The 17,171-nt window shown below is 55.4% G+C and carries 19 protein-coding genes; 18 read left to right on the forward strand and 1 reads right to left on the reverse strand.

Going from position 1 to position 17,171, the window contains the following annotated elements:
• Positions 1–671 precede the first annotated feature (671 nt).
• The gene (locus QFX07_RS01980; RefSeq protein WP_279754881.1) at positions 672–4,100 is read right to left on the reverse strand and encodes a Fe2+/Zn2+ uptake regulation protein; all 3,429 of its coding nucleotides are present in this window, start codon (positions 4,098–4,100) and stop codon (positions 672–674) included.
• 493 nt (positions 4,101–4,593) lie between these two features.
• On the opposite strand from QFX07_RS01980, the gene rpsJ reads away from it, so the two are divergent.
• The 18 genes from rpsJ to rplR all read left to right on the forward strand — a co-directional run bounded on the left by rpsJ (position 4,594) and on the right by rplR (position 17,158).
• Positions 4,594–4,902, forward strand: coding sequence for a 30S ribosomal protein S10 (gene rpsJ / locus QFX07_RS01985; RefSeq protein WP_004005287.1), 309 nt, complete (start codon positions 4,594–4,596; stop codon positions 4,900–4,902).
• Between the two features lie 13 nt (positions 4,903–4,915).
• The gene (rplC, locus tag QFX07_RS01990) at positions 4,916–5,572 is read left to right on the forward strand and encodes a 50S ribosomal protein L3 (protein WP_005504955.1); all 657 of its coding nucleotides are present in this window, start codon (positions 4,916–4,918) and stop codon (positions 5,570–5,572) included.
• Between the two features lie 6 nt (positions 5,573–5,578).
• Positions 5,579–6,196: a 50S ribosomal protein L4 gene (gene rplD, locus QFX07_RS01995; RefSeq protein ID WP_005504957.1), complete on the forward strand. Its 618-nt coding sequence runs from the start codon at positions 5,579–5,581 to the stop codon at positions 6,194–6,196.
• On the forward strand, positions 6,196–6,498 hold the full coding sequence (gene rplW, locus QFX07_RS02000) for a 50S ribosomal protein L23 (protein ID WP_279741285.1): 303 nt from the start codon (positions 6,196–6,198) through the stop codon (positions 6,496–6,498). Before rplD ends, rplW begins: the two co-directional genes overlap by 1 nt.
• Before the next feature lie 40 nt (positions 6,499–6,538).
• Positions 6,539–7,375, forward strand: coding sequence for a 50S ribosomal protein L2 (rplB, locus tag QFX07_RS02005; RefSeq protein ID WP_005504961.1), 837 nt, complete (start codon positions 6,539–6,541; stop codon positions 7,373–7,375).
• Between the two features lie 12 nt (positions 7,376–7,387).
• Complete coding sequence (rpsS, locus tag QFX07_RS02010; protein WP_004005282.1) at positions 7,388–7,669, forward strand: 30S ribosomal protein S19; 282 nt, start codon at positions 7,388–7,390, stop codon at positions 7,667–7,669.
• Between the two features lie 60 nt (positions 7,670–7,729).
• The gene (gene rplV / locus QFX07_RS02015; protein WP_279741282.1) at positions 7,730–8,095 is read left to right on the forward strand and encodes a 50S ribosomal protein L22; all 366 of its coding nucleotides are present in this window, start codon (positions 7,730–7,732) and stop codon (positions 8,093–8,095) included.
• On the forward strand, positions 8,096–8,893 hold the full coding sequence (rpsC, locus tag QFX07_RS02020; protein ID WP_005504966.1) for a 30S ribosomal protein S3: 798 nt from the start codon (positions 8,096–8,098) through the stop codon (positions 8,891–8,893).
• A complete protein-coding gene (rplP, locus tag QFX07_RS02025; RefSeq protein ID WP_044150210.1) occupies positions 8,894–9,313 on the forward strand; it encodes a 50S ribosomal protein L16 in 420 nt (139 codons plus the stop codon).
• 5 nt (positions 9,314–9,318) lie between these two features.
• Positions 9,319–9,558, forward strand: a complete 240-nt coding sequence (rpmC, locus tag QFX07_RS02030) for a 50S ribosomal protein L29 (RefSeq protein WP_005504969.1) — start codon at positions 9,319–9,321, stop codon at positions 9,556–9,558.
• Complete coding sequence (gene rpsQ, locus QFX07_RS02035; protein ID WP_005508401.1) at positions 9,555–9,827, forward strand: 30S ribosomal protein S17; 273 nt, start codon at positions 9,555–9,557, stop codon at positions 9,825–9,827. Before rpmC ends, rpsQ begins: the two co-directional genes overlap by 4 nt.
• Positions 9,828–10,300: 473 nt before the next feature.
• The gene (locus QFX07_RS02040) at positions 10,301–13,036 is read left to right on the forward strand and encodes an LPXTG cell wall anchor domain-containing protein (protein ID WP_279741277.1); all 2,736 of its coding nucleotides are present in this window, start codon (positions 10,301–10,303) and stop codon (positions 13,034–13,036) included.
• A gap of 1,453 nt (positions 13,037–14,489) precedes the next feature.
• Positions 14,490–14,861, forward strand: a complete 372-nt coding sequence (gene rplN / locus QFX07_RS02045; protein WP_005504986.1) for a 50S ribosomal protein L14 — start codon at positions 14,490–14,492, stop codon at positions 14,859–14,861.
• 3 nt (positions 14,862–14,864) lie between these two features.
• Positions 14,865–15,200 (forward strand): 50S ribosomal protein L24, encoded by a 336-nt coding sequence (gene rplX, locus QFX07_RS02050; protein WP_279754882.1) that lies wholly within the window; start codon positions 14,865–14,867, stop codon positions 15,198–15,200.
• A complete protein-coding gene (rplE, locus tag QFX07_RS02055) occupies positions 15,200–15,760 on the forward strand; it encodes a 50S ribosomal protein L5 (protein WP_005505001.1) in 561 nt (186 codons plus the stop codon). Before rplX ends, rplE begins: the two co-directional genes overlap by 1 nt.
• Positions 15,761–15,833: 73 nt before the next feature.
• Positions 15,834–16,232 (forward strand): 30S ribosomal protein S8, encoded by a 399-nt coding sequence (gene rpsH, locus QFX07_RS02060; RefSeq protein ID WP_005505003.1) that lies wholly within the window; start codon positions 15,834–15,836, stop codon positions 16,230–16,232.
• 27 nt (positions 16,233–16,259) lie between these two features.
• Positions 16,260–16,796: a 50S ribosomal protein L6 gene (rplF, locus tag QFX07_RS02065; RefSeq protein WP_005505004.1), complete on the forward strand. Its 537-nt coding sequence runs from the start codon at positions 16,260–16,262 to the stop codon at positions 16,794–16,796.
• A 2-nt stretch (positions 16,797–16,798) separates the two neighbouring features.
• Entirely contained in the window at positions 16,799–17,158 is a 360-nt protein-coding gene (rplR, locus tag QFX07_RS02070) for a 50S ribosomal protein L18 (protein WP_279741272.1), read from the forward strand.
• Positions 17,159–17,171: the final 13 nt, after the last annotated feature.

Genomic DNA, 17,171 nt, shown 5'->3' on the forward strand with positions numbered 1-17,171 from the left:
CTCTCCATCAGGTAGCGATACTCAAGGACCCCCGCATCTGCGGGGGTCCTTTTGTTATGCCCTTTTGAAGAACTAAGGAGGCCGAAGCGCTGTCTGATTTTTAGCGGTGGAACCCATACACGACAGCGGTTATGGGCCTATAGCGGCCGCTAAAAGCCACTGGGATCCGCTGAGAAACCTCTGAGAGGAGCTAGAGAATAAAACCGAAAGCCATGGTAGAAAACGCCAAAGCTAAGGGTTGCGAGAGCCATCTATGCTGTACGGCTGATATTTCTTCTTAAGGACTTACCAAAGGCCTCCTACAGCCCTGGCTCCGACGCCGAGGCTGCAGTTACAAGCCGTAGTGAATCTTCTTATTTTCCTCCTACTGCGAAGCCTCACAGGGCCCTACGCGCAAAGAATACTATCCCCCTATAAGTGACACTCAGGAACCATACAAGCGCTCTTGCCGAGCACAAACGGAGAGGGTGAAGATAGAGGATCTGAGAAGCGAAGAACAAAAGCTGATTTCTTGGTGCAGAGAAAAACTAAAGCTGGTTGCTTGAGAGTAAAGAAAAACGGTTCCCAGCCCGAAGGCTGGGAACCGCAATTCGAATGACTGCCCCCTCGGAAGGGACATAGGTAGTCCTACTACAGAATGCTGCAGTAGCATAACCTATATCTGCAGCAGGCTAGATATTTTCTTCGTCACGAGGCTGGTAGCCCTGCGGAGCAACCTGGCGTTGCTGCACCTGAGCGTTAGCCACCTGGTTCTGAGGGTAGGTACCTTCAGTCTGGGGCTCCTGGGGGTAGCCAACAACCTGAGCGGGACCTTGCTGGGATGCGACAGCATCCTGCTTATTCTGTCGAGCCAGCAGACGCCAGATAACGCCTGCGATGAGCAGAATAGAGATGATGAACAGGGTGAGCGGGTTCAGACCGGTGAGCAAAATCGCTAGGTCGAGGGTGACCAGGGCGGCCGCAATATAGGTCCAGACTCGGTCGAGCAGCAGAGCGCTCAGAAGAGTCAACGCGATACCGAGTACCAGGACCACGATATCCGGACCGTCAGCAGGAACTGCCCACGTTACCAGGGTGAGGAATACCTGCAGACCCAAAGCCCAGTACAAGGGAGCGTCCGATACCTGCGTATCCAACGGCTTCTTTACAATGAGGTTGCTGAGGACCTTCGCAGCGGTGAACGCCAGGAGCGCCAGAAGAATAACCTCAAGAATCACACTCAGCGGGTTGTAGTCTAAGTAATCAAGGACCAGACGGGCAATGAAAAGGCTGAACGCAACAGTGCCAATAGCTGGCAGACTCTTAGGCTTAGAGACCGATACGAAGGATAGAGCAAACAAACCCCAAAGAAGGGCGTTGAGCTCCACCTGCTCGTAATCGAAAATCAAGCCGAAGAACGTCATGAATCCCAACACGCACAGCGCCGGAATCATCAGCAACGTATTGACCGGAGCGTAGATCGCTTGGGCCAGGGAGCGGCGCGGCGTAAAACGCGGATAGGGCGAACCGAGCGGACCGTGCATCGGCAGCTTAACCGTCCTATTACCGGCCGGGACAGAGATGTACGGGCGAATAGTAGCCTTTGCACCAGAGACCTCGACCGGGAGCATCACCTTCAGAACGAAAAGGATAATAACGGCAAAGAGCGTGTAGTACCCCAGAAGAGTGACTTCCATGATGCTCTTCTTAGGGTGGAAGAGATTCCACAGGGAGCCAATGTAGAAAATGGTAACGCTGATGGAAGCGCCAATCTGCATGTAAGGCGCCTTGAAGAAGATTGCCACCGCCCAGAGAACAATCAGGAGAGCCGGAGCAGCTACTGAAAGCAGAAGCTGATTAATATCTGCCATAGTGTGGACTGCGCTCAGTACAGCGCCAAGGGTGAAGAAGCTCGCTGCTGCGTACGCCTCGTAGATTCGCTTGGAACGTGCGTAGAGCAGTACGCTACACAGAGCTTGACCAACCAGCAGAACAATGAACAGGAAGTTGACTACAGAATCCTTCACGTTGCCGCTGATGGCGAGCAGAACAACAGACCAGCAGATGGGGAAACGAGCAATAGTGAGTAGCTCGGAACGGACCGAAGAACCTGCAGCAATGAAAAGGCCAAGTGCCACGTAAATGACCGTCAGAACGGCAGGCAAAGCTACTGCAACATATTCTTTCGGACCGAAGAGCAGATAGTGTCGAGAGCCAATCATAGCGATGGCGAGGGCTGTGTAGAGCGCGATACGCACGGCGCTGACCACGGTGGAGCGGACAGAACCAACAATATCCGGAAGTTGCAGGGCCCGGCCCAGCAGAAGAGCGCTCAGAGTGCTGACGAAAAGAACGGCTCCAGCGAACAGGGAGAAAATGATCCGGAAGCGGTCATGTACGGCACCGTCAATAATGCTGATGCTATATCCTGCAAACAACGCGAAGACGCCCAAGATGAGGTATGCCGCCATCTCATTGAGTCGGTAGCTCGCATTCTGCGCTGCCCCATTCTGAGAGAACGCAAAGGTCAGTAGCGCGATAGCTGAGCAGACCATAGCAAACATCAGAGGCGATTCAGAAGTTTGCATCTCGGGAATGAGAGCAAGGAAGAGCTGAATCATGCCGATGGCATAACCAATATTGCTGAGCACAGCTCCAGCAGTTCGCATCTCAGGGGCTTTAGCACTGAGCAGGTAGATAACAATAGCAGCGGCAAAGAAGAGATAGAAGGTGCCCTGACTATTGGGGGAGAGATACATGGCAATCACAGGAATGACTGCCGCAAAAATCATGAGCACCAGAGGCTGAACTGCCTTGCGGTAGAGCAAGAAACTCACAATGCACAGGACGCCAATAACCCAGGGAGCGGGGAAGAGCCCCTGCTGGCCTTCTGCATAGGGAAGGAAAGTGCTCCAGCGTGTTACATGTGCCGAGCTGTGAGTCGCATAAGCTGCGTAGAATGCATCCAGGACCGTCAAGAAGGAGAAGAAAACACCGATGCACGCATCAACGGCAGGTAGCCATGCCTTCTTGCCAGTACGAGGCTGAAGAGCATCCTGAGCCCAGGGAATAGGGGGCATCTGCTGATTCGGAGCGACATAATACTCGTGAGAGTCAACCATCTCACCAATGTTCTGCTGCAAACGCGGGACAAAAGCGTATACGGAAATTATGTTCACAAGCAGAACTGAAACAAAGAAAATACTCGGGAACCATGGGCCGTGATTCAAATCCAGAACGAAGCACAGGACTAAAGCAATGGGGTAGATACGAGCCTGAGCGTAGTTATCCGCTGTACCGTTCAGCCAGGTGAACAGAATGGCGTGCACAGACATAAGCGCAAAAGCAATACCCGCGTCCGTGTAGATCAGATCGTTAGTGAAGAAGAAAATAGCGATGGCCGTAGCCGGAACGAAAATACGAGAAGAATCAACGAGACCTTCGCGGATGCCCTTCGGCGCAGCGTTCGGCGCAAAGTGCAAAATCAGTCCCAGTACGGTGGCAACAACGGTCAACGAGACGAAATACCAGACAAAAGGCAGGTAGGCGACTTTTGTTGCTGACAGAGAGTCCGAAACGATAAACGAAATCAGCAGGTACGCCATCACGCGGTTGCGCATGAGAGTACAGGCTCCCACAATGGCGGCTGTGCCAACTAGGGAGGTGAGAAACCAGATGTAACGTCCCTCTGTCCAAATCTCAAGGACATAGACGGCGATACCGGTCAGAGGGATAAACGCCAGACCGGTCGCTGCAAAAGAGTAGGAGGCGATACGTAAACGCTCAACGAAACGGTAGGTGAGCAGACCGGCAGAATAGAAGAGGACGGCTCCGAGACCCAATGCGACGACGCGGACAATAGCAGTCTCATCCTTAGAAGAGGTAACCGAGGTGACGAAAAGACCAGCGGCACCTATAAGCAAGAGCGAGCCAATGTACAGAACAATATTGAGGAAGATGTCTTCATTGACTCGGCGTCGTTGTGCAGGAGGCTGAGAATATACGCCCGCTACCGTAGAGGGAGTATGCGTACCAAGAGCCGGTTGCTGAACAAGCTGAGGGCTCTGGGTTGATGAGTGAGAGCTAGAGGGCGCCTGATGAGGTTGTGTCGACTGAGACATAGTTTCTCCTTAGGCTGTAGTGATACTTCTACAATACGAGAGCTTTCAGCACTAAAACCTTTATTGCGGGCAATAAAGCGCATGGAACTTACTGAAAATAGATTGAAAGCTCCCTGAGAGCTACATCGGGGGGGGGGGGGCACCCCCCTGGCTGATAGAGATAGTTAAGTGTTCTTAAGCACTTAACTCGTGTTTGTATTGCGCAAGCGCTCTATCTCTGAGAGAATTGACGACGTTGTCAAAGCGTCTACCTGCACTAAAGGTAGGCCCACGTATGACCCGGTCCGAAGGATGACGGGATGAGTCTGTCTAGAAAATAGGCGACACGCCCGAGTTCGGGGGTCGGTACTCAGGCGGGGTGAGGAACCCGGCAAAGCCGGATTCAGTCCGTTCTGAGTGGCGCACGTGATGAATATATCGCGTTCCTTAAGCGCTATAACAAAGGGGCAAAAGCTCCGATACAGGGAATACATCAAGAAAGAGAGTCCGACAGATGGCGGGACAGAAAATCCGCATCCGTCTGAAGTCCTATGACCACGAGGTCATCGATTCTTCGGCACGGAAAATCGTCGAAACGGTAAAGGGCGCAGGCGCAACTGTAGTTGGCCCCGTGCCGCTGCCGACCGAGAAGAACGTTTACTGTGTTATCCGTTCTCCCCACAAGTACAAGGACAGCCGCGAGCACTTCGAGATGCGTACGCACAAGCGTCTGATCGACGTTGTTGATCCGACCCCCAAGGCTGTTGATGCCCTCATGCGTCTCGACCTGCCGGCAGACGTAAACATCGAGATCAAGCTGTAGAGGATCGCATCTAATGACTAATAAATTCGAGCGCCAGGTGAAGGGCCTGTTGGGCACCAAGCTCGGCATGACCCAGGTCTGGGACGAGGACGGCAAGTTTGTGCCCGTCACCGTCGTTAAGGCTGATTCTAACGTTGTTACCCAGATCCGTAACCAGGAAACTGACGGCTACGAAGCTGTTCAGATTGGTTTCGGTGCAATCGACTCTCGCAAGGTTACCAAGCCCCTGGCTGGTCACTTCGAGAAGGCCGGTGTTACCCCCCGTCGCCACATCGTCGAGCTGCGTACCGCAGATGCTTCTGAGTATTCCCTCGGTCAGGAACTGACCGTTGAGCTCTTCGAAGCAGGCCAGAAGGTCGACGTCGTTGGTAAGACCAAGGGTAAGGGCTTCGCAGGTGTTATGAAGCGTCACGGCTTCAAGGGTGTTGGCGCGTCTCACGGTCAGCACAAGAACCACCGTAAGCCCGGTTCCATCGGTGGCGCATCCTACCCCGCACGCGTGTTCAAGGGTATGCGCATGGCTGGCCGTATGGGCGCAGCACGTCACACTACCTTGAACCTGACTATCCAGGGTGTGGACGCAGAGAACAATGTCCTGCTGATCAAGGGCGCAATCCCCGGTCCCAAGGGCGGCGTTGTTCTGGTTCGTACCGCTGTGAAGGGAGCCTAATACATCATGGCTGTTAAGACCCTTAAGGTAGACCTGCCCGCAGAGATTTTCGACGCGCAGGCATCCGTGCCCCTGCTGCACCAGGTTGTCGTTGCACAGCTCGCTGCTGCACGCCAGGGCACCCACAAGACCAAGAACCGCGGCGAGGTTTCCGGTGCAGGCCGTAAGCCCTTCAAGCAGAAGGGTACCGGTAACGCACGTCAGGGCTCCATCCGCGCACCGCACATGACCGGCGGTGGCGTTGTTCACGGTCCGACCCCGCGTAACTACGCACAGCGCACCCCCAAGAAGATGATTGCCGCTGCACTGCGCGGTGCTCTCTCCGATCGCGCTCGTCACGACCGCGTCCACGTTGTCGAGAACTTCATCTCCGGTGAAACCCCCTCGACCAAGGCTGCAAAGGCTGCATTCGCAGCTATCACCGAGCGCAAGAACATCCTTCTTGTGATTGCTCGTGCAGAGGACGTTGTGGCTCTGTCCGCACGTAACCTGGAGAACGTCCACGTTCTGTACGCAGATCAGCTCAACACCTACGATGTGCTGGTTTCGGACGACGTGGTCTTCACCAAGGCAGCATTCGACGCATTCGTTGCTGCAGCTCAGAAGAAGGAGGGCGCTAAGTAATGAGCGTTTCCACCAAGTCTGTATACGACGTGATCCTCGCTCCCGTCGTTTCCGAGAAGAGCTACGGTCAGCTCGACGAAGGTAAGTACACCTTCGAGGTCGCAACCGATTCCAACAAGCTGGAAATCAAGCAGGCCATCGAGAAGATCTTTGACGTCAAGGTTGCTTCCGTCAACACCATCAACCGTCAGGGCAAGCGCAAGCGCACCCGTTTCGGTTGGGGCGCTCGCAAGAACACCAAGCGTGCGATTGTGACCCTCAAGGAAGGCACCATCGACATCTTCGGCGGTCCGCAGGCATAAGTCCCGCGGAGACCACTTTAACGAAGGAAGAAATATCTAAATGGGTATTCGTAAGTACAAGCCGACGACCCCGGGTCGCCGCGGTTCGAGCGTTGCTGATTTCTCCGAGATCACCCGCTCCACCCCGGAAAAGTCCCTGCTTCGTCCGCTTCACAAGACCGGCGGCCGTAACAACACCGGCCGCATCACCACCCGTCACAAGGGTGGCGGCCACAAGCGCCAGTACCGTCTCATCGACTTCCGTCGTCACGACAAGGACGGCGTTAACGCACGCGTTGCACACATCGAGTACGATCCCAACCGTACCGCTCGCATCGCGCTGCTGCACTACTTCGATGGTTCCAAGCGCTACATCATCGCTCCGAACAAGCTCGCTCAGGGCGACATCGTCGAGTCCGGCCCCGCAGCTGACATCAAGCCCGGTAACAACCTGCCCCTGCGCAACATCCCCGTTGGTACCGTGATTCACTGTGTCGAGCTCCGTCCCGGTGGCGGCGCAAAGCTGGCTCGTTCCGCAGGTGCTTCTGTACAGCTGGTTGCTAAGGAAGGCAAGTACGGTCAGCTCCGTCTGCCCTCCGGCGAAATCCGCAACGTGGATGTTCGTTGCCGCGCAACCGTTGGTGAAGTTGGCAACGCTGAGCAGTCCAACATCAACTGGGGTAAGGCAGGCCGTAACCGCTGGAAGGGCATCCGCCCGACCGTCCGTGGTGTGGTCATGAACCCGGTTGACCACCCGCACGGTGGTGGTGAGGGTAAGACCTCCGGTGGTCGTCACCCCGTTAACCCCAACGGTAAGCCCGAGGGTCGTACCCGCCGTCCCAACAAGGAAAGCGACAAGCTCATCGTTCGTCGCCGTCGTACTGGCAAGAAGCGCTAAGGAGCCTGAAACATGCCTCGTAGTTTGAAGAAGGGCCCTTTCGTTGATCAGCACCTCTACCTGAAGGTTGCAGCTCAGAACGAGAAGGGCACCAAGAACGTAATCAAGACTTGGTCGCGTCGCTCGATGATTATCCCCGACATGCTCGGTCACACCATCGCAGTGTACGACGGTCGCAAGCACGTGCCGGTGTTCATCACCGAGTCGATGGTTGGTCACAAGCTCGGTGAGTTTGCTCCGACCCGCACTTTCCGCAGCCACGTGAAGGACGACCGTAAGGGCAAGCGTCGCTAATCGGTTCACACCGATAAGCTAACGTTTCCCTTTCGGCAATAGACGAAAGAGAGATAGGCAATGGAAGCCAAGGCATCAGCGCGTTTCGTTCGCGTTACGCCTATGAAGGCCCGCCGTGTCGTCAACCTGATCCGTGGTAAGCAGGCGGAAGAGGCTCTGGCGATTCTGAAGTTCGCCCCCCAGGCAGCTTCGGAGCCGGTATACAAGATCGTTGCTTCGGCAGTAGCTAACGCTCGTCAGAAGGCAACCCAGCAGGGTCTGCCCTTCCGCGAGGAAGAGCTGTTCATCAGCGAAGCATTCGTGAACGAGGGCCCGACCATGAAGCGCATTCAGCCCCGCGCTCAGGGTCGCGCATACCGAATCAACAAGCGCACCAGCCACATCACCGTGGTAGTTGCTACCCCGGAGAAGGAGGAGGGCCGCTAAATGGGTCAGAAAATTCACCCGAACGGTTTCCGACTGGGCATCACCACTGACCACGTCTCCAAGTGGTTCGCTGATTCCAATAAGCCCGGCGAGCGTTACGCTGACTTCGTCCGCGAGGACGTAAAGATCCGCGAGCTGCTGGCAAAGAACCTGGATCGCGCAGGCGTTGCAAAGGTCGAGATCGAGCGCACCCGTGACCGCGTGCGTGTGGACATCCACACCGCTCGTCCCGGTATCGTGATTGGCCGACGTGGCGCAGAAGCAGACCGCATCCGCGGCGAGCTCGAGAAGCTCACCAACAAGCAGATTCAGCTGAACATCCTCGAGGTTGCTAACCCCGACCTCTCCGCTCAGCTGGTTGCACAGAGCATCGCAGAGCAGCTCGCATCGCGTGTTGCATTCCGCCGTGCCATGAAGAAGGCAATCCAGTCCGCACAGCGTGCAGGTGCAAAGGGTATCCGTATCCAGTGCTCCGGCCGTCTGGGTGGCGCTGAAATGTCCCGTTCCGAGTTCTACCGCGAAGGCCGTGTGCCCCTGCACACCCTGCGTGCGAACATCGACTACGGCTTCTTCGAGGCTAAGACCACCTTCGGTCGCATCGGCGTGAAGGTCTGGATCTACAAGGGCGACCTGACCGACAAGGAGCTGGCAGCTCAGCAGGCAGCAAACAACCGCCGTGGCAACCGCCGCGATGGTGACCGCCGCCGCCAGGGCAACCGTGGTCCTCGTCGCGAGCGCCGCAACGAGAACGCTTCGGCAAAGGTCGAGGCCAAGACTGCAGAGAACGGTGAGGCATAAATGCTTATTCCCCGTCGAGTAAAGTACCGCAAGCAGCACCACCCCAAGCGTAATGGTCTCGCAAAGGGCGGCACCGAGGTTAGCTTCGGTGAGTGGGGCATTCAGGCCCTGTCGCCCGCATACGTGACCAACCGCCAGATTGAGGCTGCACGTATTGCAATGACCCGTCACATTAAGCGTGGCGGTAAGGTTTGGATCAACATTTATCCCGACCGTCCGCTGACCAAGAAGCCCGCTGAAACCCGTATGGGTTCCGGTAAGGGTTCGCCCGAGTGGTGGGTCGCAAATGTCAAGCCGGGTCGAGTCATGTTTGAACTCTCCGGTGTGTCCGAAGAAGTGGCTCGCGAGGCAATGCGCCTTGCAATCCACAAGCTCCCGATGAAGGCACGTGTTGTGCGTCGCCGCGAAGGTGGTGAATAAGCGAGATGGCAGTAGGATCCAAGGACCTGAGCATCGATAAGCTCGCAGAGCTCTCCAACGAAGAGCTGGCTGCAAAGCTGAGCGAAGCGAAGAAGGAACTCTTCAACATCCGCTTCCAGGAAGTCACCGGTCAGGCTAACGCAGGTCGTCGCCGCACTATCAAGCGCGACATCGCACGTATCTACACCGTGCTGCGTGAGCGCGAGCTCGGTATTCGTCCCGCAACTGAAGGTGAGTCCAAGTGAGTGAAGTAAAGAACGAAGAGCGCGGCTACCGCAAGACCCGCCGCGGCTACGTTGTCTCCGACAAGATGGACAAGACCGTTGTCGTCGAGGTCGAGGATCACGTGAAGCACGCACTGTACGGTAAGGTCGTTCGCCGTAGCTCCAAGATCAAGGCACACGATGAGCAGAACGCTGCTGGCATCGGTGACCTCGTTCTGATTGCAGAGACCCGTCCGCTGTCCGCTTCCAAGCGCTGGCGTATCGTGGAGATCATCGAAAAGGCTAAGTAAGCCCTTTTCATGGTTCTCTGTTAGAGCAGTAAAAGAACCCCTCTCCTACCTAGGTAGGAGAGGGGTTCTTTTCGTAACCTTCGTGCGAGAAGAACTGTGGTGGGGCGCGCCCTATGGCATGGGCTAATAACAGACGCTAAGACAATGTTTGTCATAAATGTCTTGATACGTCATACGAGAGAGTAATATTTTTCTCTTGTTTTGATGGTGCAATCCATGCGTAGACGCTGCTAGAGAAGAAAGCGCATGTGGAGACGGAATTGTGATGAAAAAATGAAGAATAATGCGGGAGTAAGGTGTCTAGGAACTATGACACCTGATGAAAAGCACTTGAAATAACCTAACTAGGCACTTAATATCAACTTTATAGTTGCTTAGCATAACCTTGCCCAATAATCAGTGGGGTGGCTTTGCATCTTCCAGAGGTTGCACGACCTTTGGAGAAGTACCACTACATATTATCGAGGATCAGCATGATTTCTTCGCCCAAGCCCTCACGTAAGCTGCTCGCCATTGCAGGCGCACTTTCCGTTGTTGCAGGCTCTTTCGCTACCGTTCCCGCTACCTTTGCGGCAAACGTTTCCGCATCCGTTCCCGGCGGAAACTCCCAGACTTCTACTGAGGAATGCCGTCACATTGCAGTGAGCGCTACCCAGTACCAGGGTCTGCCCGGCCAGTACCAGCTGGCATACTCGGCGGCAACCTCCTCCCTCTACACTTCATTCTCTTCCGGACGCCCGCCGATTCTGACCGGTGGCGTCGGCACCTGGAACGTTGCATCCACCCCGAGCCTTTCTACTGTCTACCAGTTCCCGACCGCGGACTTTATTGGACGTGGTGCTACTGCACCGACCGGTAAGCAGATCGAATCTCCCTACGGTATTGCCTACGACGAAGCAACCGGATACGTATGGGTGACCCAGACCCGTGTCAACAAGGTATCTGTCTTCGATCCCGCGACCAATAAGATTATTTGGAGTAGCGCAGAAGGCGACGTCAATCACCCGCGTGAGGTACGCATCGACCCCTCTAGTGGCAAGGTCTTTGTATCTGGCTCTGGCGGCATTAGCGTCTTCGATACTACCTCGCACACCCTGGTCAAGAAGATTGAGTTCACCGACGCCAAGGGAGAATCGGACATCGCAATGAACATGCACGTGGACTCCGCCGATGGCAAGCTCTACGTGCCCTCCCTGAGCGCCGGCACCGTGAAGGTGATTGACACCAAGAGCTACGAGGTCGAGAAGACCATTCAGCTGCACAAGGAAAATGCTGAAGCTGCTCTGAACGCATCGGACGTCACTGTAGACAAGTCCCTGAAGGAAATTTACGTCAGCTCCCAGGGTGACCGTAAGGGCACTAACTCCGGTATCACCGCCTACGACCTGGAAACCGGTGCCTACAAGAAGACCATTCCTTTCGGTACCCAGGCCCTCGCCCTCGCCTCCGATGAAGCCCGTGACCTGCTGTACGTGACCGATTACGGTACCGGCAATGTCGGTGTTATTGATGCACGAACTGGTACCGTTGTTTCTCAGGTGTCTACCGGCGCAACTAGCGGTGCAAATGATGTTCTGGTCACCGCAGATGGCAGCGCATACGCTGTAGCCCGCAGCATCGAAGGCACTTCCGCTATCGAAACCGACTACACCATCGATAAGACCACCGGCGAATATCGCACCTCTAGCACGGAGCCCAAGGGCAAGGACAACGCAGATTCCCCGATCGTTCCCGGCGTTATGGTGAAGATCAACACCACCGTTGAAACCACCGCGAAGCCTACCGCGCAGACTTCTTCTGAAGAACTGGTGAAGACCTACGCCGACGGCGCTAAGCTCTACGCTGTGAAGGACTGGACCACCGGTGAAACTCTGAAGCTGCGTGGTGAAGGTTTCAAGACTCAGGACGGTTCAAAGGGCTCCGTACTTGCAGTCAAGCTCAACAAGGGCCGCATCTCTGCCAAGGAAGAGCCGAAGTTCAACGGCGTTGACGGCAACAGTGCGGGTGTCTGGGCGTACATCCAGGCAGATGAGAATGGTAACTTTACTGCTGAACTGCCGTACCCGACCACTGAGAACTCCAACCTGACGGAAAACCTGAAGAACGGCGATAAGGTATCGGTCTTCCTGCTCTCCGGCTCCATGGTTGAAGGTGATACCGCACGTGGTGGTGAAGCGCTCTCCGCAACTGTTGCAGAGAAGAAGGCAGACACCACTGAGACCTGCGCACCGGCGGAAACCACCCAGGTCGCCGCTGCTCCTTCTGGCGTGACTACCACTTACCCCGTCGGTACTAAGCTGAGTCTGCCTGATAGCAACGAGCCCACCCCGGCTCCGAGTGAGTCTGCTAAGCCTGAGCCGACTACTCCGGCTCCGAGTGAGTCTGCTAAGCCCGAACCGAGTACCCCGGCACCCTCCGAAAGTGCAGAATCCAACGAGATTGTGCACGAGTACAAGGATGGCGCAAAGGTCTACTTCCCCAAGACCTGGGACGGCCAGAAGCTGACCTTCCGCGGTGAAGGCTTCAAGACTCGGGATGGTAAGGGCTCCATTATCGCTGTCAAGCTGAACAAGGGCGCTATCTCTGCAAAGGAAGAGCCTAAGCTTGAAGGTGTTGAAGGCAATAGCGCAGGCATCTGGGCTTATATCAAGGCGGATGAAAACGGTAACTTCACCGCAACCATCGACCGCCCCACTGTAGCGAACTCTAACCTGTCTGAAGAGCTGAAGACCGGCGATAGCGTTGCTATCTATCTGCTCTCCGGTTCCCTGGCAGAGAACGATAACGCACGTGGCGGCGTTGCTGTAGAGTACACCTTCAGCACCGAAAATAAGGTACCTGCACCTGAGGCATCGGAGCCGAAGGCATCCGAGTCGGCCAACGCACCTGTAACCAACCCCTCTGATGCTCCGTCTGCACCTGCAGATGCCAAGGAACAGGCAAAGGAGCAGCCTGCTAATGATCAGTCCAAGGCTCCCGCGGATTCTTTGAAGTCCGAGGCGCAGAAGAAGGACAGCACCGCCCCGAAGACCTCCGGCTCTTTGTCGCAGAATGTTACCTCTTCCAGCAACGGCTCCACCTCTTCGAACCCCTCGAAATCTTCACTGGCTAACACCGGTGCTTCGGGCGTCGTCGTTGCAGCTGGAGTTGGCGTTCTTGCCCTGATCGTTGGCGCAACTGTGCTTGTAGCACGTCGTCGCAAGGCATAGTCCGTACCCCACGGTAGCTCACGATACTACCGCTCTGTAGTAACTAAAGAGGTAGGGCGGGATCTGCAGGATATTTAAGAACCCGATTTATCCTCTGAAACTGCCGGTAGACATTGAAAGGGGCGGTACCCATCAAAGCGATGGGTACCGCCCCTTTCAGCTTGTCCATATGTCTGTTATAGAGGTGGAAGGCCTAGACCAGAGTCAGAAGTAGCAGCGAGACGGGGGAGAGAGAAGGAATGAGAGAAATAGGGGAGGGCGAGGCGGACCTTCTGCATTCGCCCGTCCATATTTGACCAGTTAACAGCCCGTAAAAGATGAAATGTAGGGTTCTGGTACCTCAGATATAAAGAAAACCCGCACCGAAGTGCGGGTTTGTGTCAAAGCGAGGTTCGGTCCCTAGACAAACGGATTAGCGAGGAAAAAGGGACCCAAGAAATCTGTCCGATAAGGACCGAACCTCTTATTTGACGCATGCGTCTCTTCTATTATGGTACATCTTGCTGATTTTCGCACCTTGAAGCACATTTATTACCAAAAAACTTGATTTTTGAAAAAACGACCCTTAATTTCTAAATTTTTAAGCAGATTTTTTCAGAGCACTGCTTTGGTGGAGTTCAAGGGTGGCGAAATATGGCGCCATTGCTATGAACAAGGCAGAGGACTACCCTGCAGATTAAGGTTCCCCGCGTGCTGGATGTGCGCTTTGATGAATACTGCGAGGCTCTAGAAGAGAATTGGTAGGGAGAAGCCTCTTGTCCATGACGGTACCGCGAAGTATATGTGTCCTGGCTACTGAGTGAAGAGCGGTCGATATACCTAAAAACAGTCCCGGCCTTCCCTCTGATGCTGTGTGTGCGCTTGTGAGGTGGGAGAGTAGGACTGGGGTGATCTCTTGCTAGCTGCGGCAAGTCTGTCGTGGAAGTACAGTAAAGCGTAGTAAAATATAAATATCTATCTTCCTTGTTTTACACATTGTTTGATAGATTTCTCGAGGCCCCTTCAGTTTCTTATGCGTCAGGAACTACACGAAGGGGCCTCCTGCTTTAAGTGTCAAATAATGGACCTTCTCAATCGATGGTGATGTGGGATATGGGGTTTTACTCTATAAACCCGGCTATCTCCAGAGATAGGGTGGAGGAGACCGAAATCATAGTCGATCAACTCTTGCGCTACATACCTGCTTCCTGTACAGTGTTAAGACTGTGTGGCTGTATCCAAATAGCTGCACAACCACGGGCTTCTCGTGCCAGTGCATAATGCCGCTACTTACGGGTGGGATACGCCCGCTTCACGCGGGTCCAAATGCTTCTGGCATGGGTTTGCCCCAGGCGTTTCCGCTAACCCCTTCCATAGAGATGGGGCCCGGGGCGTCAACCAATCCCGTAAAAATGTTCCGCAAGGCTGGCTCGCGCCTAAAGCGAGTCGGAACCGGCGAGACGACAGGAGAAATATGATTCAGCAGGAGTCGCGACTGAAGGTCGCCGACAACACTGGTGCGAAGGAAATCCTGACCATCCGTGTTCTCGGTGGTTCCTCGCGTCGCTACGCAGGCATTGGCGACATCATCGTCGCAACCGTCAAGGATGCAATCCCCGGCGGTACCGTAAAGAAGGGTGACGTTGTCAAGGCAGTCGTCGTCCGCACCAAGAAGGAAACCCGTCGTCCCGACGGTTCCTACATCAAGTTCGACGAGAACTCCGCAGTGATCCTGAAGAACACTGATGGTGATCCCCGTGGTACCCGTATCTTCGGCCCCGTGGGTCGTGAGCTTCGAGATAAGAAGTTCATGAAGATCGTTTCGCTGGCTCCGGAGGTGCTCTAATTCATGGCTAAGATCAAGTCCGGCGACCTGGTTCAGGTTATTTCCGGTGCAGATAAGGGCAAGCAGGGCAAGGTTCTGAAGGTTCTCCCCAAGGAAAACCGCGTGATTGTTGAGGGCGTCAAGGTCATCACCAAGCACACCAAGGCTAACCCCCTGACCGGCGCAGCAGGCGGCATCCAGAAGGTTGAGGCACCGATCCACGTTTCTAACGTTGCGATTGTTGACCCCGAGACCAAGAAGCCGACCCGTGTTGGTTTCCGCCTCGAGACTGTAGAGCGTGACGGCAAGGAGCGCACCGTTCGCGTGCGCGTTGCTAAGCGTTCGGGTAAGGACATCTAATGACCGAAACCAAGATCACCCCCCGCTTCAAGACCAAGTACGCTGAGGTCGTCGTTCCCGCTCTGCAGGAAGAGTTCAAGTACGAGAACGTCATGCAGACCCCGAAGATCGTTAAGGTCGTCGTAAACATGGGTGTTGGCGAGGCAGCTCGCGACGCAAAGCTCATGGACGGCGCAATCCGCGATCTCACCGCAATCACCGGTCAGAAGCCGATTGTTACCCGCGCTAAGAAGTCCATCGCACAGTTCAAGCTGCGCGAAGGTATGCCCATCGGCGCACACGTCACCCTGCGTGGCGACCGCATGTGGGAATTCCTGGACCGCCTCGTCACCCTGGCACTGCCCCGAATCCGCGACTTCCGCGGCCTCTCGGACCGCCAGTTCGACGGTAACGGTAACTACACCTTCGGTCTGACCGAGCAGTCCATGTTCCACGAAATCGATCAGGACTCGATCGACCGCGTGCGTGGTATGGACATCACCGTGGTGACCTCCGCGAAGACCGACGAGGAAGGCCGTGCAATCCTGAAGGCACTGGGCTTCCCGTTCAAGACCAACTAACGACTACGTTGTAGGTCCAGACCCCGTTACCGCGGGGTAGGGAAACCACAACGAGGAAGGGCTAAAGCCCACAATGACTATGACTGATCCGGTCGCAGATATGCTGACCCGTTTGCGTAACGCAAACTCCGCATACCACGACACCGTATCCATGCCCTACTCCAAACTGAAGGCTCGCATTGCTGAGATTCTGAAGGCTGAGGGCTACATCGCCGACGTGAAGGTTGAGGATGCAAAGGTCGGCAAGACCCTGACCCTCGTCCTCAAGTACGGTCCGTCCCGCGAGCGTTCTATCGCTGGCGTGCGTCGTATTTCCAAGCCGGGCCTGCGTACCTACGCAAAGTCCACCAACCTGCCCCAGGTTCTGGGTGGCCTCGGCATCGCAATCCTGTCCACCTCTTCGGGTCTGCTCACTGACAAGCAGGCTGCGAAGAAGGGCGTGGGCGGCGAAGTCATCGCTTACATCTGGTAGTCGGTTAGAAGAGAAAGGAAGAGAATAATGTCACGTATTGGACGTCTCCCCATCTCGGTTCCCGCCGGCGTTGAGGTTAAGGTCGATGGCAACCTGGTCACTGTTAAGGGCCCGAAGGGCGAGCTCTCCCACAAGGTAGCTTCCCCCATCACCGTGGCTCTGAACGAAAACGAGATCGTTGTATCTCGTCCGAACGACGAGCGTCTGTCTCGCTCGCTGCACGGTCTGACTCGTACCCTGATTCAGAACCTGATTATCGGCGTTACCTCCGGTTATGAAAAGAAGCTGGAAATTGTTGGTACCGGTTACCGTGTGACCCCGAAGGGTAACGACCTGGAGTTCGCTCTGGGCTACTCCCACCCGATCAACATCACCGCTCCTGAGGGTATTACCTTCGCAGTGGAGGGTGCTAACAAGCTGACTGTGTCGGGTATCGACAAGCAGCTCGTTGGTCAGGTTGCAGCAAACATTCGTGGTCTGCGTAAGCCCGATCCCTATAAGGGTAAGGGTGTTCGCTACGCAGGTGAGCACATCCGCCGCAAGGTCGGAAAGGCTGGTAAGTAAACATGGCTATCAAGTCGAAGGCAGCGCAGCGTGCACGTCGTCACGCTCGCGTCCGCAAGTACGTTTCGGGTACCGCTGCGCGTCCGCGCCTGTGTGTCACCCGTTCGACCCGTCACATGTTCGTTCAGGTTATCGACGATGTTAAGGGCGTAACCCTGGCATCCGCTTCCACCATGGAATCAGAGCTGCGTGCAGCTGACCTGGACAAGACCGCTAAAGCAAAGCGCGTTGGTGAGCTCGTAGCAGAGCGTGCCAAGGCAGCTGGTGTTGAGGCAGTCGTGTTCGACCGCGGTGGTAACAAGTACCACGGCCGTGTTGCAGCCGTTGCAGACGGTGCACGCGAGGGAGGTCTTGCACTCTAATGAGCGAGCAGAA

Origin of the sequence: Rothia similimucilaginosa (assembly GCF_029850985.2) — a bacterium.
Lineage (GTDB): Bacteria > Actinomycetota > Actinomycetes > Actinomycetales > Micrococcaceae > Rothia.

Coding starts and splice junctions, on each gene's coding strand:
- QFX07_RS01980 (WP_279754881.1), bottom strand. CDS start 4,100: ATGTCTCAGTCGACACAACCTCATCAGGCGCCCTCTAGCTCTCACTCA.
- rpsJ (WP_004005287.1), top strand. CDS start 4,594: ATGGCGGGACAGAAAATCCGCATCCGTCTGAAGTCCTATGACCACGAG.
- rplC (WP_005504955.1), top strand. CDS start 4,916: ATGACTAATAAATTCGAGCGCCAGGTGAAGGGCCTGTTGGGCACCAAG.
- rplD (WP_005504957.1), top strand. CDS start 5,579: ATGGCTGTTAAGACCCTTAAGGTAGACCTGCCCGCAGAGATTTTCGAC.
- rplW (WP_279741285.1), top strand. CDS start 6,196: ATGAGCGTTTCCACCAAGTCTGTATACGACGTGATCCTCGCTCCCGTC.
- rplB (WP_005504961.1), top strand. CDS start 6,539: ATGGGTATTCGTAAGTACAAGCCGACGACCCCGGGTCGCCGCGGTTCG.
- rpsS (WP_004005282.1), top strand. CDS start 7,388: ATGCCTCGTAGTTTGAAGAAGGGCCCTTTCGTTGATCAGCACCTCTAC.
- rplV (WP_279741282.1), top strand. CDS start 7,730: ATGGAAGCCAAGGCATCAGCGCGTTTCGTTCGCGTTACGCCTATGAAG.
- rpsC (WP_005504966.1), top strand. CDS start 8,096: ATGGGTCAGAAAATTCACCCGAACGGTTTCCGACTGGGCATCACCACT.
- rplP (WP_044150210.1), top strand. CDS start 8,894: ATGCTTATTCCCCGTCGAGTAAAGTACCGCAAGCAGCACCACCCCAAG.
- rpmC (WP_005504969.1), top strand. CDS start 9,319: ATGGCAGTAGGATCCAAGGACCTGAGCATCGATAAGCTCGCAGAGCTC.
- QFX07_RS02040 (WP_279741277.1), top strand. CDS start 10,301: ATGATTTCTTCGCCCAAGCCCTCACGTAAGCTGCTCGCCATTGCAGGC.
- rplN (WP_005504986.1), top strand. CDS start 14,490: ATGATTCAGCAGGAGTCGCGACTGAAGGTCGCCGACAACACTGGTGCG.
- rplX (WP_279754882.1), top strand. CDS start 14,865: ATGGCTAAGATCAAGTCCGGCGACCTGGTTCAGGTTATTTCCGGTGCA.
- rplE (WP_005505001.1), top strand. CDS start 15,200: ATGACCGAAACCAAGATCACCCCCCGCTTCAAGACCAAGTACGCTGAG.
- rpsH (WP_005505003.1), top strand. CDS start 15,834: ATGACTATGACTGATCCGGTCGCAGATATGCTGACCCGTTTGCGTAAC.
- rplF (WP_005505004.1), top strand. CDS start 16,260: ATGTCACGTATTGGACGTCTCCCCATCTCGGTTCCCGCCGGCGTTGAG.
- rplR (WP_279741272.1), top strand. CDS start 16,799: ATGGCTATCAAGTCGAAGGCAGCGCAGCGTGCACGTCGTCACGCTCGC.